This is a genomic window from Nitrosopumilus sp. Nsub (assembly GCF_001541925.1).
Lineage (GTDB): Archaea > Thermoproteota > Nitrososphaeria > Nitrososphaerales > Nitrosopumilaceae > Nitrosopumilus.
On record NZ_LQMW01000011.1, the window covers coordinates 1 to 13492 of the forward strand.

Annotated in this window: 16 protein-coding genes and 1 tRNA gene; 10 read left to right on the forward strand and 7 right to left on the reverse strand. The window is 30.9% G+C overall.

The annotated features are described in order from the left end of the window. Positions 1-409: TATA-box-binding protein (locus AW732_RS02200; RefSeq protein ID WP_067957906.1), on the reverse strand; the 409-nt coding region annotated here is incomplete at its 3' end. Between the two features lie 108 nt (positions 410-517). On the opposite strand from AW732_RS02200, the gene AW732_RS02205 reads away from it, so the two are divergent. From AW732_RS02205 to AW732_RS02215, 3 genes are all read left to right on the forward strand, one after another. Then, positions 518-1633, forward strand: a complete 1116-nt coding sequence (locus tag AW732_RS02205) for a DUF1512 domain-containing protein (RefSeq protein ID WP_067957911.1) — start codon at positions 518-520, stop codon at positions 1631-1633. Further along, positions 1630-1812 (forward strand): hypothetical protein, encoded by a 183-nt coding sequence (locus tag AW732_RS02210; RefSeq protein ID WP_067957914.1) that lies wholly within the window; start codon positions 1630-1632, stop codon positions 1810-1812. Before AW732_RS02205 ends, AW732_RS02210 begins: the two co-directional genes overlap by 4 nt. Before the next feature lie 61 nt (positions 1813-1873). After that, positions 1874-2437 (forward strand): HD domain-containing protein, encoded by a 564-nt coding sequence (locus tag AW732_RS02215; RefSeq protein WP_067957917.1) that lies wholly within the window; start codon positions 1874-1876, stop codon positions 2435-2437. 103 nt (positions 2438-2540) lie between these two features. On the opposite strand, the gene map is transcribed toward AW732_RS02215, so the two are convergent. Next, positions 2541-3440: a type II methionyl aminopeptidase gene (gene map, locus AW732_RS02220; RefSeq protein WP_067957919.1), complete on the reverse strand. Its 900-nt coding sequence runs from the start codon at positions 3438-3440 to the stop codon at positions 2541-2543. 72 nt (positions 3441-3512) lie between these two features. Between map and AW732_RS02225 the strand changes: the two genes are divergently transcribed. Next, positions 3513-3589: transfer RNA gene (locus tag AW732_RS02225), tRNA-Pro, on the forward strand. Positions 3590-3673: 84 nt separating this feature from the next. Here AW732_RS02225 and AW732_RS02230 read toward each other — a convergent pair. Beyond that, on the reverse strand, positions 3674-3886 hold the full coding sequence (locus tag AW732_RS02230; RefSeq protein ID WP_067957921.1) for a hypothetical protein: 213 nt from the start codon (positions 3884-3886) through the stop codon (positions 3674-3676). A gap of 216 nt (positions 3887-4102) precedes the next feature. Here AW732_RS02230 and AW732_RS02235 point away from each other — a divergent pair, with 216 nt between their 5' ends. The 3 genes from AW732_RS02235 (at position 4103) to AW732_RS02245 (ending at position 7043) form a co-directional block, all read left to right on the forward strand. Beyond that, on the forward strand, positions 4103-4348 hold the full coding sequence (locus AW732_RS02235; protein ID WP_253805536.1) for a hypothetical protein: 246 nt from the start codon (positions 4103-4105) through the stop codon (positions 4346-4348). 138 nt (positions 4349-4486) lie between these two features. Continuing rightward, positions 4487-6517 carry a lamin tail domain-containing protein gene (locus AW732_RS02240; protein WP_067957927.1) on the forward strand — a complete coding sequence of 677 codons (2031 nt, stop codon included), beginning with the start codon at positions 4487-4489 and terminating at the stop codon, positions 6515-6517. 34 nt (positions 6518-6551) lie between these two features. Further along, positions 6552-7043, forward strand: coding sequence for a DUF367 family protein (locus AW732_RS02245; protein WP_067957929.1), 492 nt, complete (start codon positions 6552-6554; stop codon positions 7041-7043). On the opposite strand, the gene AW732_RS02250 is transcribed toward AW732_RS02245, so the two are convergent. Next, complete coding sequence (locus tag AW732_RS02250; RefSeq protein WP_067957931.1) at positions 7040-9499, reverse strand: ABC transporter substrate-binding protein; 2460 nt, start codon at positions 9497-9499, stop codon at positions 7040-7042. The genes AW732_RS02245 and AW732_RS02250 overlap by 4 nt on opposite strands. A 111-nt stretch (positions 9500-9610) precedes the next feature. Between AW732_RS02250 and AW732_RS02255 the strand changes: the two genes are divergently transcribed. Together AW732_RS02255 and AW732_RS02260 are read left to right on the forward strand one after the other, a co-directional pair. Beyond that, positions 9611-9844 (forward strand): tetratricopeptide repeat protein, encoded by a 234-nt coding sequence (locus AW732_RS02255; RefSeq protein ID WP_067957934.1) that lies wholly within the window; start codon positions 9611-9613, stop codon positions 9842-9844. Positions 9845-10204: 360 nt separating this feature from the next. Further along, on the forward strand, positions 10205-10822 hold the full coding sequence (locus AW732_RS02260) for a hypothetical protein (protein WP_067958046.1): 618 nt from the start codon (positions 10205-10207) through the stop codon (positions 10820-10822). Here the strand turns inward: AW732_RS02260 and AW732_RS02265 are convergent. From AW732_RS02265 to AW732_RS02270, 3 genes are read right to left on the reverse strand one after another with little or no spacing between them, the layout of a single operon-like run. Further along, on the reverse strand, positions 10806-12554 hold the full coding sequence (locus AW732_RS02265) for a DUF2070 family protein (RefSeq protein ID WP_067957937.1): 1749 nt from the start codon (positions 12552-12554) through the stop codon (positions 10806-10808). The genes AW732_RS02260 and AW732_RS02265 overlap by 17 nt on opposite strands. A 7-nt stretch (positions 12555-12561) precedes the next feature. After that, positions 12562-12723: a preprotein translocase subunit Sec61beta gene (locus AW732_RS08390; RefSeq protein ID WP_082697397.1), complete on the reverse strand. Its 162-nt coding sequence runs from the start codon at positions 12721-12723 to the stop codon at positions 12562-12564. A 47-nt stretch (positions 12724-12770) separates the two neighbouring features. Continuing rightward, complete coding sequence (locus AW732_RS02270) at positions 12771-13085, reverse strand: Sjogren's syndrome/scleroderma autoantigen 1 family protein (RefSeq protein WP_067957940.1); 315 nt, start codon at positions 13083-13085, stop codon at positions 12771-12773. A gap of 98 nt (positions 13086-13183) precedes the next feature. Between AW732_RS02270 and yciH the strand changes: the two genes are divergently transcribed. After that, complete coding sequence (gene yciH / locus AW732_RS02275) at positions 13184-13492, forward strand: stress response translation initiation inhibitor YciH (RefSeq protein ID WP_067957946.1); 309 nt, start codon at positions 13184-13186, stop codon at positions 13490-13492.

The window sequence follows — 13492 nt, forward strand, 5'->3', positions numbered from 1 at the left end:
TCAAACCTGGGAATTGCTCTGGTTCGTACATGCTTCTTGGCAATGTTCTTGCTGCTTGTTCCAAGTTGACTTTACCTCCAAGGTTAATTGAGGATACGATATTTTGAATTGAAACTACGGCATCTTTTTTGACTTTGATTCCTCCTTTACGGAGTTGTTGGACTACTGTTTTTACTGCTTTTTTTGCTAATTCTTCTGATTTAGAACCTGTACATACCATTTTGCCAGAACTAAAAATTAATGTTGCACTTTTTGGAGTCTTTAATCTGTATACTAGGCCTGGAAAAACATCTGGGTGATACTCTACATCTGGGAATGTTTTTGTAATTTCATTTAAGTCCATTTTTTGCTCAACTGAGGCTGATGCTACTACGTTAACTATGCTTATCATTGGTTTTGTTTGCGGCATGTCGAGGTTTTTTAGTCCTACTATATAAAAGGACTATCTGTCTCTCTGTTTTTAGATTCCATTGATTTTACGAATCATTTAATTTAGATCTACAAAGTTTTCTTTTTATTGAATTTTACAGATTTTGAACAAATGTTCTCTATGGGTGATGATGGAGACACTTTGATGATGTTGGTTTGGATAATCCCAATAGTCATTTTTGTATTCTATGGACAACAAATTCAATTACTAGTTACTTCTGGTGAAATAAAAAAAGCAATTAAAAAATTAGACAAATTTAGTTCTGATTCTAAAAAAGAATTAATTGATTATGTTAAGAAAAATTTAGAACCTGTAGATGAACCTACAAAAAAAATTGAACAGTTTTTGGATTATTTCACAATAATGCCTGTTGATATGGATCCTAATGGAATTGTTGAGAAAGTAAGACATACTGTAAGATCGAGAGAAGACTATACCCGAAATCATATCAAATCTCTATTGCCTAATATTTCAGAAATTGAATTAAATCGTGTTCAGACATTACTTGAACTTGCTTCTTCATTACAAATGATTCACAAAATTGTAAATCACATGTTTTTGACTGCAAAAAAACAAAAAAATTATCCATTAATTTTGCCTCTACAAATGATTTTACCATTTATTATGGAAAATGCAAAAGCAATGCAATCTGCAATCCCCGCATTTAAAACCGGCCAACCAATCGGTGACGGAATTGGACCTATTGTAGTTGGTAAAATGATGTTAAATGAAGAAAAAGAAATTATTTCATTTCAAACTGTCATGGCAAAAACTACTTTTGAACAAAGAAAACTATTTTTACTAAAAGCTGAAGGGCCTAGCTCTACTGTTGGTAGACCTGATGAGGCATTACAAAAAATTATTGAAGACAGCAAAATTGATGCAATAATCATGGTTGATGCTGCATTAAAAATGGAGGGTGAAGATTCTGCATCTATTGCAAGAGGCTTTGGGGCAGCTATTGGGGGAATTGGCACTGAAAAATTCCAAATTGAGGCCATTGCAACTAGCAATCAAATTCCAGTTTTTTCAATTATTGTAAAACAATCTGTAAAAGAGGCAATTACTCTAATGAGTAAAGAAATTGCTGATCAGGCTGATAACGTTCGCTCACAAGTGTATGAAATGATTTTGGAAAATACTGTTGAAGGACAATCTGTTGTAATTATTGGTGTCGGAAATACTGTGGGAGTTCCACAATGATCTTTTCAAAAGAAGAAACAATATTGGCATATACTGTTGAAAAATGTCCTAAATGCAATAAACTCAACAGGCGAGATTTTTCTGAAGGTGATATTTTGTTTATGTCTTCTTCTGATTGTTCTTTTTGTGATGGCATTACAGTCATCGAAAAAATTTATGGTGAAATATTCCAAAAATAACTTGTTAAATTCTCTATTTTTGTAATTGGATAAATACAGTATCTTTTTTTAATTTGATTAGATGGCACTAAAAAATAAATTGGATCTGTCTAAACAATATGCAATAAAGCAACATAAGGGGCAATATCGAAAAAATAACAAAACTCCCTATTGGCATCATTTGCAAGATGTAGTGAAAAATCTTGAAATGATGGGAATTAAAGATGAATCAATTTTGTGTTCTGGGTGGTTACATGATTCTATTGAGGATACTTCTTCTGATTTTGATGATGTTTCAAAAAATTTTGGTAAAAAAATTGCTCAAATTGTATCTGATTTAACAAAAGAAACTCGTTTACCTAAAAATCAACAAGAAAAAAATTATCTAAAACAACTGTCTAATTCTTCATGGCAAGTTAAAGTTGTTAAATTTGCTGATATTTTGGCAAATGTATCTGATTTAAAAAATTCTGAATTGAATGGATCGCAAAAAATTATACAAGTAAAATATAAGCTAAAATATCTTGGTGCAATAAAATCTGGAATCATTCAAAATAAAAAGAAGATTCCTAATCTATCTCATGCTGAAAATATGTTAAATTTAGTTCTCAAAGAATATGGTCAGTGTAAAATTACTTTGTCCTAAATTTTAAGTTACACGATGGACAAAACCAAGAAATTGTTTCACCTTGCTCTCTAAACATTAATCCTCCGCATTTGGGGCATGGTCTAATTTCTTCACTCATTTTCTATTCTAATGCTTTTGTTGTTACTGTTACTCCGCTTTTACTTGGAATGAATGTATGTTCTGCTTGGGCAACTCTTTGTTCATTTACTTCAATTAATACTGGATATGCTTGAACAGCTTTTTTCTTTATTAGAATATCTAGTAACTCTCTAGCTTTCTTTTCTTCCCACTCTTTTGTAATCCATCTTAACGCAAATGGTAGCATGTTGAAATTTTCCCAAATGAAATTCAATAATTTGTCTGCCTCATCATTTTTTGTTTTCTTTCTGGAATTAATTGCAAAAATATCTTTTATTTTTCCGTTTCTTACAAATCCTCCCCCTTGTTCAGTTGTAACAAATGGTTCACATGCATAAGCTGTATTTTCAGATAATGAGAATCCTCCAATTGACCAAATATTTGGAATTGATTTTCCTGCATGTATTGTATATTGTTCTAATGAATGTCCACTAAGATTTGCAATTGGTTTGAATCCTAATTGTTTGATTGTTGTTTCAATTGTACGACCAATGTCGCTTGCTTTAACTCCTGACTTGATCATTGACATTGCACTTCCTAATGCTTCTTCTGATGCTTGAACTAATCCGTCAAACTGCGCATCATAACAAACTGTAACTGCTGTATCTGCTATATATCCATCAATTTGTGCACCAAGATCAATTTTTACTAAATCTGTATCTTTGATTGTAATTGGATCATTTGGTTCTGCTGTGTAATGTGCTGCAACTTCGTTGATACTGGTATTGACTGGAAATGCACACTTGGCACCTCTTTTTCTAATTTCTTTTTCTACCTCTTCACAAATCTCATAAACTGTTTTTCCAACCCAGTCTTTTACTCTGACCATCTCTCTTACTTCTGCTGCAATTTTACCTGCTTTAACATAATTTTCAATTGTCACAATCTTGATCCCTTGTTTGCCTTTAAAATTATTATCTGTGAAGCTTAAATTGGGGCATTTTCGTATTTCGCTGGGATCGTGGTCTAGCTTGGTATGATTCTGCGTTTGGGACGCAGAGGTCGCGAATTCAAATTTCGCCGATCCCACCATATTCTTATCTTATTATCAAATTACTGTTAATTGATGAAAATTATGCCTGAGAAATGATGATACTATTCATGGATATTTCAGAATTAATCCATTACAACTAGAGTTACAACAATTTCGGTTTTATCATTATCAAGATCATCTTCTAATGTAATTTTTTTATCTACTAGTTTATTTTCTTCAATCAAAGTTCCGTATTCATCAAATCTTCTAACTAGTTTGCTTTTTGGAAGAACCACTACATCCCCTGCATTATGAAATGTTTCAATGGTTTCACCATTTTTTATTAAAATTTTCAATCTATTCTTCTATTTCTAATTAGTAATAATAAAGTATGAATTTCCTAGTGCTGATTACTCTTTGTTTCTGTCAGTCATAAGCAATTAGTTATTATCAAATTGATGTCTTGAATCATTGCCGAGCAATGAAGATGAGTTAGAGAAATGACTTTGAAATGAAGTAAACTAATGGCCTGAGCCCGGCAAACTTTTATCGATTCAATTTAACACATTTTATTGAATTTTGAGCGTCGAGATATTATTCTGATAGTAGGCTTGCTTCTTGTAATGCTAGCATTAATTCAGTATTTGGGACCTGCATATTCTGCAATTATTGTAATTGGACTATATTTTGGAATAAAGATCTATGTTGGTAAAAAACGCCAATTAATCCAGCGTGATGTTGGTGAGGGAATTTGCATGGAATGTGGATCTAAAATTATCAATAAAAAATGCACAAATTGTGATTCTGGAGAGGAATAATTCATTCGAATTCCTTAAAGTCCTGAAATTTTATTATTTTTTGATGATTTTAAGATCTTTGACTTTAACAAATAGCTCAACTTTTTCTCCATCTAATTCTAAAATGAGTCCTTTTATGAAGAAATATAGGAAATTCCAATGAACCATGCTTCCATACTTATCGTATTTGCAGTACTAATTACCGCAGTTTCTATTCCTGCATATGGCGAACTGATTACTGATCATGTTGTGATTAATGAAGTTGATACTAATCCTTTTGGTGATGATTCACTTGCAATTTCTGAGTGGGTGGAACTTTACAATCCTACTGATTTAGATGTAGATTTGAGTGGTTGGAAAATTGCATCTACAACAGTTCTGAAAAAAACATTCACTATCCCTGATGGAACAATAATTTCTCCTGAACAAATGTTGACATTTACTTATGCAAAAGTTTGGTTTACTGATTCCTCTGAATCAGTTGAATTACGAAATTCTTCTGGAGATGTTGTTGATAAAACTCCTGAAATTTCTGATGTGAAAAATGATTTCATGTCTTGGCAAAGAAGTTATGATGGTCACACTGATTGGGAATTTTCTCTTGGAAATGCTGGTGGTTCAAATGGTAAACTATTATCATCTGATGGGGCCTCTTTAGTTGAAGTTACATTATCAACAGATAAAACAAATTATATTTTTGATGAAACTGCAATAATACAAGGAACCGTTTCTGAAAGAGTTTTTGTTGAAATTCCAACTTTTCAATCCTCCCCAATTTTGATAAATATTTCTGGCCCTGATTTCCAACAATCTACTTCATTATATCCTGATTACAATCTAAACTACGAAACAAGTTTGAATTTATTTCAAGTACTGGGAATATCTGAAGGCACATATGATGTAACTGTAAATTATGCTGGTGTATCTGAAACTACTAGTTTTTTTGTTGAATCTGAAAATATTGAAACTAATGAACTAGTAGCATCTTCTTTCAATATTTTTGTTGATCAAAATGAATATTTTCTTAAACAATCCATTTTACTAACTGGAAAAACTAATGAAATAATTCCTTATGAAAGCATGCAATTTACTGTAACTGATCCTGATGGTGTTCAAATTGATAGTGGAAGTTTGTTTACTGTCGATGGTGAATTTAATACAATCATTTTAATTAATTCTGCTATTCCTGTATTTGGTGAATATGTCCTCACCGCTGAATATGGTGAACATATTTCGTCTACCACATTTTCTTTAATTGAAAAAATTGTTGAAATTGATGAAACTGTTTCTAATGAAATGATTTTGACATTGGATGATTTCCAATATCTTGAAAATGGTTCTCTACAAATTTCTGGAAGTTTGCCTAATTTTGATTTTGATAGTGATATTTACTATCAAGTTGTTTACTTGAATTTTTATTCTTCTGACGGAAAACAAATCCATTTTGCTGCAGCAAGTGAAGATTATAGTTCAAACGAATCTCCTGTAGTGCCTTTTAGTGCTACTGCTATCCCTAATAGTAATGGTGAATTTTCTGTTAATGTTAGAATTCCTCCTGTAATCTTCCCAATTGGAGATTATTATGTAACATCTAATTATGGTGGTCTCAAGAACACAGTAAATTTCTCAATAATTTCTGAAAAATCTTCTGAATCTGGAAACGTTACTGGTGAAGGTAATCTAAATACTTTAATTCCTGGAAAACAATCTGTTTCTGAAAAATTAGATGCAGGTGGATATGCTGTAGCTAGTGTAAAAACTATAATTGAAAAAACTAATAGAATTTCAGATAGTTTGATTTCTATTGAAACTAAAGATAAAACAATTGATGAACAATCTGTGCAACCTAGAGTTTTATCTGGTTCTATGATCACTCCTTCAAAGGCTGATGTCTCTAAAGTGAATTTACAAGTATCATCTGAATCTGGTATTTGCATAATTGGTCAAAATTCTGATTGTTTAGTTAGTGAATCAACAAGAAAACCTGGACAAATTTTTGAAGTAATTCAAATTGATGGCATGAATCTTAATGTGAGATATTCTGGTCCTGATGTTAGATTAGAAAAATTCAGTATTTTACCTCAATCCTCTGATGATTTCTTGTCTAATGCAAATTGGAATGTAGAAGTTCAAAAAGACGATGAGGTATCTAGATTTTACTATAAAGTCACTTACAAAACCACACAGTAAATTCCAAATACTCATAATTTGATTATCTATTAAATTGAAATTACAAGTTTTGATGTTTTATCAGGATGATCCAAAGAAATGTACTGCTGCAAAGATGGTGAAATTTGGCCTTGCTCAAAATATTAAAAAAATTGGTTCAAAAGGACTAGTTTTAGATCCCTTTGCTGAAAAAACTTTACTTCCAAAAGATTCCTCTATCATTAACTCTGTTGTTGGAATAGATTGTTCTTGGAATCTTGCAAACCATGCATTTTCTCAAAAATTTAATGGAATTAAGAGAAAATTGCCTCCTTTGCTTGCAGGAAATCCTGTAAACTATTCAAAATTAAATAAATTAACTACTGCTGAAGCTTTATCTGGTTCTTTATTCATTTTAGGTTTTAAAGAACAAAGTTTGGAATTATTAAACAAATTCAAGTGGGGTCACACGTTTTATGAGTTGAATCAAAATCTACTAAATGATTACTCTCAATCAGAAACTGAAGAAGACATTAAGACTATTGTTACAGATTACGGGTTATCTTAAACTCTCTTTTTTAGAAATATCGCAATTCCAATAATTATAATAATTAATATGATGGAGATAATTTCTATGTTGTAATTTATTTCATTTTTTATATTTTGTAAATCAATATTTGATTTAGGGATGTCTGATTTTTCTTTGGTCACCAAAAAGTTTGTTTCATAAATATCTGGTTTTAAAACTGAATCTGATACACCAAAGATCTTAATTTGATTTGTTCCAATTTTCAATTTTTGTGTATTCTCTGATGTGAGTTTAATGATTGCTTGATTTTCATGAATCTTTGATTGTTCAGATATCTGAATTGCCCCTTCATTATTTAAAATGAAATATAGTAATGATGTAACTCCATCTGTTTCTATGTTAATTTGAGTAGTTTCCCCTTGTTGGATTGTCTTTTCCATGCTTATTTTTTTGATGTTTGGAAATTGTACGTTTTCAAATCCTGACCAAGTTCCAGTTTCAAATGGATATGTGTTATCTTCAAATGCCTTAACTAGAATTGTTCTTGATTCTGGTGAATATGTTTCCAAATAAAATGGCCCATTACTAATTACTGCATGATTTTTTTCTTCAATCCATTTGATGGATGAATCAAATCTATTATCAAAATATTGTTGTTGAATTTGACTTTGTTTTAATGAATTTGGAATGAATTTATTTTCTTTAAATTCTTTCAAATATTCTTTGATAATCTGTGCATCATTTGGAACTATTAATGATAACCAATTTACATTCTTACTTGTGGCCCCTGACCTTGAAAATGATACTTTGCCATCGATTACTGCTTTTTCCATTGCAGCAGTAATTTCCCATGGAACTGGACTCCATACAGCTGCCCATTCTGCAATCTCATTTTTGTCAAAATGCCAATAATCGACATATACTTCTACTGTATCCTCATCAATTTGATTAATTGCAATTATTGTTTGAATGCTTTGAGCTGCTCTGGGCGTGAATTCTGTGTCAAACGTTTTATCTTTTTCATCTACTTGTGTGCCCCATTCCATTGTAAAATATAATGAATGTAAAATATCGTTAATATCCATTAATTCTCCATTATGCCAATTACTAAATTTATAGTCAAAAGTTACTTTACTAGTAGCAAATGTCTCTGTTGGTACATTTTCCCATTTTTGTGATGATGGATTCCACATTTTTGCATCTGTAGGAACGTTGATTTTTTTATCAAACTCTGATGTATCTACTTCCCATTGTGCTCTAACTGGAAATGTTTCTCCCGTAAATGGATGCTTAAATGTAATGGGATCTGAAATGATTCCCCAAATTTGTCTACTGTAAGTATCTGTTAATCCCATTATTGGATTCCATGAACCTTGATAGATTTGCTTAACTCCAATGCTTAATTCCTTGTCATTGGTTTTTGCATTAATTGGCGTGAATCTACTTGGAACTCCTGCTCCCAAATCATTAATCACTCCTTCAACATTTTGGTTTACTACATATTGATCAATTTTACTTGCCAAAAAAATTCTTACTGATTCATTAATTCCTTCTACTACTGCTTTTTGAATTAATTCAGATCTTTTTTCTGAAGACTCAAAATCTCCTTTGTAAATTTTTTGGGTTAATTCATCTAATTTTTCATTTTCATAATTCCAGTATGATGGGTCATTAAAACCTGGCATATTTGAAAACCAAGGTGAATACATTTGACCTAATCCAATTGAATCATACTTTACAAATGCAGAACGCCCCCATCCTTCTGTGTATAAATTCCAATTCATATTTGCTGGATTTGAACCATATACGACAACAAATGCTTTATTCAAATCTCCATAGTCTTTTTTTATTTTGAATCCCATATTTTCTAATTCTTTGGATAATATTTCTCCAATAGATTTTCTTACTGGATCATCACTTCTAATAAAAACAATGATTTCAATTTCTTCATTATTGTGAATCCATTTACCGTCAATTTTCTTTGCTCCTCTATCTATCATTGATTCTGAAATTATTTTATTTGCCAATGTTGGATTGTATTTGAAATTAAATGATTCTAGTTCTTTGATTATTGTAAGATATTCTGGATCTGTTGGGCCATAATAAGAAATAATTTGAGAGCCGTATCCACTCATTAATTCATTTATGATTAATTTTCTATCTACTAGATAATTCAACGCAAATCTTGCATCCTTTTCTGAAAATGGATTAAACTTTTTGGACTCTGCTGGATTGATTAGCAAACTATATGACCCTCCTGTTGAATCAAAAATCTTTAACCCTCCTGTGGTCTCTATGTTTTCTAATCTGTCTGGTGAAATTCTATAATAATACAAGTCCAAATTTCCATTTTTTACTTCTTCTAATGCTGTATTTTCGTCTAAATATTGAATGAATTTTATTGAATTTACAAAACTATTTTTTTCTGCAAATGATTCATTGTAGCTAATTGCTATCACTAAAAGAGCTAGTATAATCACTAGCATTTTTTTCATAATTTTATTTTTTTTGCTTGTAATAAAACCTATGTTGTATTTTCAATTTTAATTTCTATGGATTGTAATTATGTGAAATAATGTGTAAGAAAAAAGTAAAATGTCTAATAGATGGAATTTAATGTAAAAATCAGGCAAATTAAAGGAATAATGCATATGACACAAGAAGATGATTTACAAAGAATTGAAGAATTAGTTAACAAGGGAATTTTATTTCAAAGAGAAGGTAAACATAAAGAAGCAATTACTCATTTTGATCAAGCAATTGAAATTGATAAGTCCTTAGGTGGAGAACCTGATCCAAATCTATTACTTCTCAAAAATAACTCTTCAATGAAATTATGATTGAGAACAAATGTCTTTGTTGTGGAAGAACTTTTCAACAAAAACCAAACAAATGTTGTGATAAAACCTGTGTGGAATGTCATACTAATCCTACTATGAACTGTCCAAATGCATAATTTCTATGCCTAATTTAATAACAAATCAATCTTTATTGTACATTTTTTGTGATACCATTGACTATTTCGTATCTGTGGTTTTAATCGAATTTCCTTTTTGCAAAAAGTACAAAAAATTTTCAAGATTACTAAAATATCTTAAATTTGCTTAAGAGCAGTTGGTTATTGTAATAAAATTTAGTATTGACCTAAAACCTATATCCTGTATATTATTCAAATTTGTTTATTGAAAACTCATCCTAAAATGATTCAAGGTTTAAATGGAATTATTTCTGGTGGTGTTTCTATAAAGGATTTTTCCACAGTTACTAAAATTAACTCTACTGAATCTGAAAATATTTTAAATAATTTGTTAAATAATGGGATTGGAACTCTGAAAGAGAATTTTTATTATTTTGAAGATGGCGATAAATTAAAAATTGCCATGATTTTGCTTGAAAATGGTTTTCCTTTAGATGAAATTTCCGTTGTGTTGGACTGGAAGGATTTTGAGGGACTAACTGCAGAAATTTTATCATCAAAAAATTTTGCTGTAATAAAAAATATGATGTTAACAAAACCTAGAATGGAAATTGATGTTGTTGGAATTCGTTTGGGTATTGCAATATTGATTGATTGTAAACATTGGAAAAGATATAATTCTTCATCATTATCATCTGCAGTTAAAAAACAAATTGAAAGAACAAAACATTATGTTTCAAAAACTGAAGGATCTATGGCTGTACCTGTGATTGTAACTTTATACCAAGACAAAATTGATTTTATTGATAAAGTTCCTATAGTCCCAATCTTTCAATTTTCCTCATTTATTGATGAATTTTATGGTAATATTGAAGAAATGAAAACTATAGAAAAAGACTAGTGATGAATAATCCTAGTCCTCCAATGACAAACATTTTGGTAATTCTTAATGAGTTTTCTAATGCTTTTGAATAATCTTCATAGATACTTTGACCCATGACTTTGACTTTTGTTTCATTTTCTAAAATCTCATATTTTGCTGATGATATTTTTAATTCTGCATTTTCTGCAATTTCTAAAAACCATTTTGAAAGTTTGTCTGCTCCAGCGATTAATCCTAATTGATAATACCCATTTCTATTTCTAGCTTTGACTACTGCATAATGTGTATCTGAAGTACAAATTTCTAATAAATTATGTCCTTTATCGGCAAAATTCTTGATAATTTTCTCTCTAACTCCATTTTCCATGTTGTTTGCATCTGCCCATCCTAGAAAATATTTTTTATTGTTAATCTTTAGGCAAGTAATCCCTAACCCTCCTTTTGCAAGATCTTCAGTCCATACGTCCATGTTGTTTGAATTTGCATATCCAAACTCAATTGGGAAACTATCTTTTGTGATTAATGCATCTAAACAAGATTTTGTAGCTTTTAGCATATCTTCGCCATCTTCACTTGAAATTTCTTCACCCATTGCATTATGACAATCTATGGTCATGATTTTTGTAAAATTTCTATTTTTTCCATATTGTTCAATTTCTTTTTTGATATAACTTGGAATATCTTCCATTCCATGTGGTGATAATGAGAGCATAAGTAATGGATTATTTCCAAAAAGCATTCCTGTTACTCTAGCTTTGTTGATTTGAACTATTACTGGTTCTGTACATGTCATTCCTTCTTCTTTGACAACGCTTTTTTCTAAATTTTTCAAATAATTATTCACTTCATTCCGTGATGGCAAATTCAATGCATGATCTGAAATACTGTGCATGATCATTGCCGATGATGCCAAATTTTTATAAATTAGATATGGGATATTGCTACCTCCTACTGGATGATATGGTCCTGGATGTATTTCTGGTAGTACCATGTGGAATTCATTAGCCCCATCTTTGGATGAAAATTTGATTTGTGAAGTTCCTACTTTTGTTTCAGTTGCATGTTGTTCCATTAATTCTTCAGCATCTTCAAAATCATTTCCTTGTGATGCAAGATATGCCTGAATAGTTTTATGTGTACTTTCCATTCCTGGTCTACCTGCTCTATCTGTCGTTAGTGACCATACAGATGCAATAATCAAAAATGCAAATCCATATCCTATTCCCAATGGTTCCCTAAGTATTGAATACCATAATTCTTGTGGTATTAATGCAAAGAACATCACTAGTGGTTGAATAAATGCAATTGCCCATGCTTTTTTCAAACTTAATCCTAATGTGGTTGTGTAAATTCCTATTCTAAAACTTGCAAACAAAATCATTCCAAATGTTATGAAAAATAATTCAATATTTTTTGATAATACAATGCTAGATAATATTCCCATTAGGATAGTAACCACCCAGAGCATACTTCCAAACAATGATGAATGTAATGATTTTGAATATTCTTTTTTCTTTGTAAATCTTGTATCTAACACTTGGATTATTGCTAATGCTCCTAATACCATTGGTATTCTATACCAAAATTCTTCAACACTAGGATTGTTCAGATATCCAAAATATGTTGCAAATACGATAACTACTCCTACCCCCATTGATGCAGCTAATGAAAAATAATGTGAACCCGGGTTAACTAATGTAAGTGAAAACCTATTGTGTATGTTTGAAACGTCGTCTTGTTCCTTTTCCATTGCTTTTTCACGGAGCTAAAAATATGTCAATTACCCATGAAATTGCAATTAAGCTTATTGGAATTGATACAACTATTCTTGGATCTAATTTGAAACCTTTTGTTTCATCTTCGAAGAATCTCATAAGACCTCCACTTGATGCTGGAAGTGGAGCTGATTTATCTGCCATTATGATTCAGACAAACGAATTTTACCATAAAAACTTTCTTATTTTTCTCAAATTTTATCAATTGTCTCTATTATTGAGTTAATGGTTTTGAGAATGGCTTGTTGTTTTTCATGATCTGCCTCTTGCTCTAACTCTTTTGACAGTGATTCTAATTTTTTTTCAAGTGTCTTTTTAAGTGAATTTGCTTCTGGCTTCTGCTCTTCTGGAATGTCTCTTTTTTCAGGTTCCCGTCCACATTGAATACATAGTGCCTGACCTTCTTTCATCACTCTCACCCCTTTACAATATGGGCATGGTTCACTCAGTAATGTTGCTCCACCAAGTAACATTTCTGCTGCTCGTTTTTGAAGATCTTTTGACATCGTTTTCTATTGTTTTTGGATTTAAAAAATCTGATTATTTTTATTTTGTTTGTCAAACAAGGCTTAATAGTGCGTATCATTGAAATTAATTCGAACGTATGGCAGTAATTTGTAATACTTGTGGTCTACCTGAAGATTTGTGTGCATGTGGAGAACTTGCAAAAGATAGTACTAAAATCATTATTCGATTAGAAACTAGGAGATTTAAGAAAAAAGGAACCATGATTGAAGGTCTTGATCCAAAATTAAATAATTTAGAAACTGTCGCAAAAGATCTCAAAAATAAATATGCTTGTGGTGGAACTGCAAAAGAAGGTTATATTTTCCTACAAGGTGACCATAGAGATACTATTAAGGACACTTTAGTTAATTTGGGATTTGCAGAAGATACTATTGAACTTCATTAG

Bases quoted from the DNA above. Each gene is read 5' to 3' on its own strand.
- AW732_RS02270 (WP_067957940.1), bottom strand. From the start codon at position 13,085: ATGTCAAAAGATCTTCAAAAACGAGCAGCAGAAATGTTACTTGGTGGA.
- yciH (WP_067957946.1), top strand. From the start codon at position 13,184: ATGGCAGTAATTTGTAATACTTGTGGTCTACCTGAAGATTTGTGTGCA.
- AW732_RS08390 (WP_082697397.1), bottom strand. From the start codon at position 12,723: ATGGCAGATAAATCAGCTCCACTTCCAGCATCAAGTGGAGGTCTTATG.
- AW732_RS02250 (WP_067957931.1), bottom strand. From the start codon at position 9,499: ATGAAAAAAATGCTAGTGATTATACTAGCTCTTTTAGTGATAGCAATT.
- AW732_RS02255 (WP_067957934.1), top strand. From the start codon at position 9,611: ATGGAATTTAATGTAAAAATCAGGCAAATTAAAGGAATAATGCATATG.
- AW732_RS02210 (WP_067957914.1), top strand. From the start codon at position 1,630: ATGATCTTTTCAAAAGAAGAAACAATATTGGCATATACTGTTGAAAAA.
- AW732_RS02260 (WP_067958046.1), top strand. From the start codon at position 10,205: ATGATTCAAGGTTTAAATGGAATTATTTCTGGTGGTGTTTCTATAAAG.
- AW732_RS02240 (WP_067957927.1), top strand. From the start codon at position 4,487: ATGAACCATGCTTCCATACTTATCGTATTTGCAGTACTAATTACCGCA.
- AW732_RS02215 (WP_067957917.1), top strand. From the start codon at position 1,874: ATGGCACTAAAAAATAAATTGGATCTGTCTAAACAATATGCAATAAAG.
- AW732_RS02265 (WP_067957937.1), bottom strand. From the start codon at position 12,554: ATGGAAAAGGAACAAGACGACGTTTCAAACATACACAATAGGTTTTCA.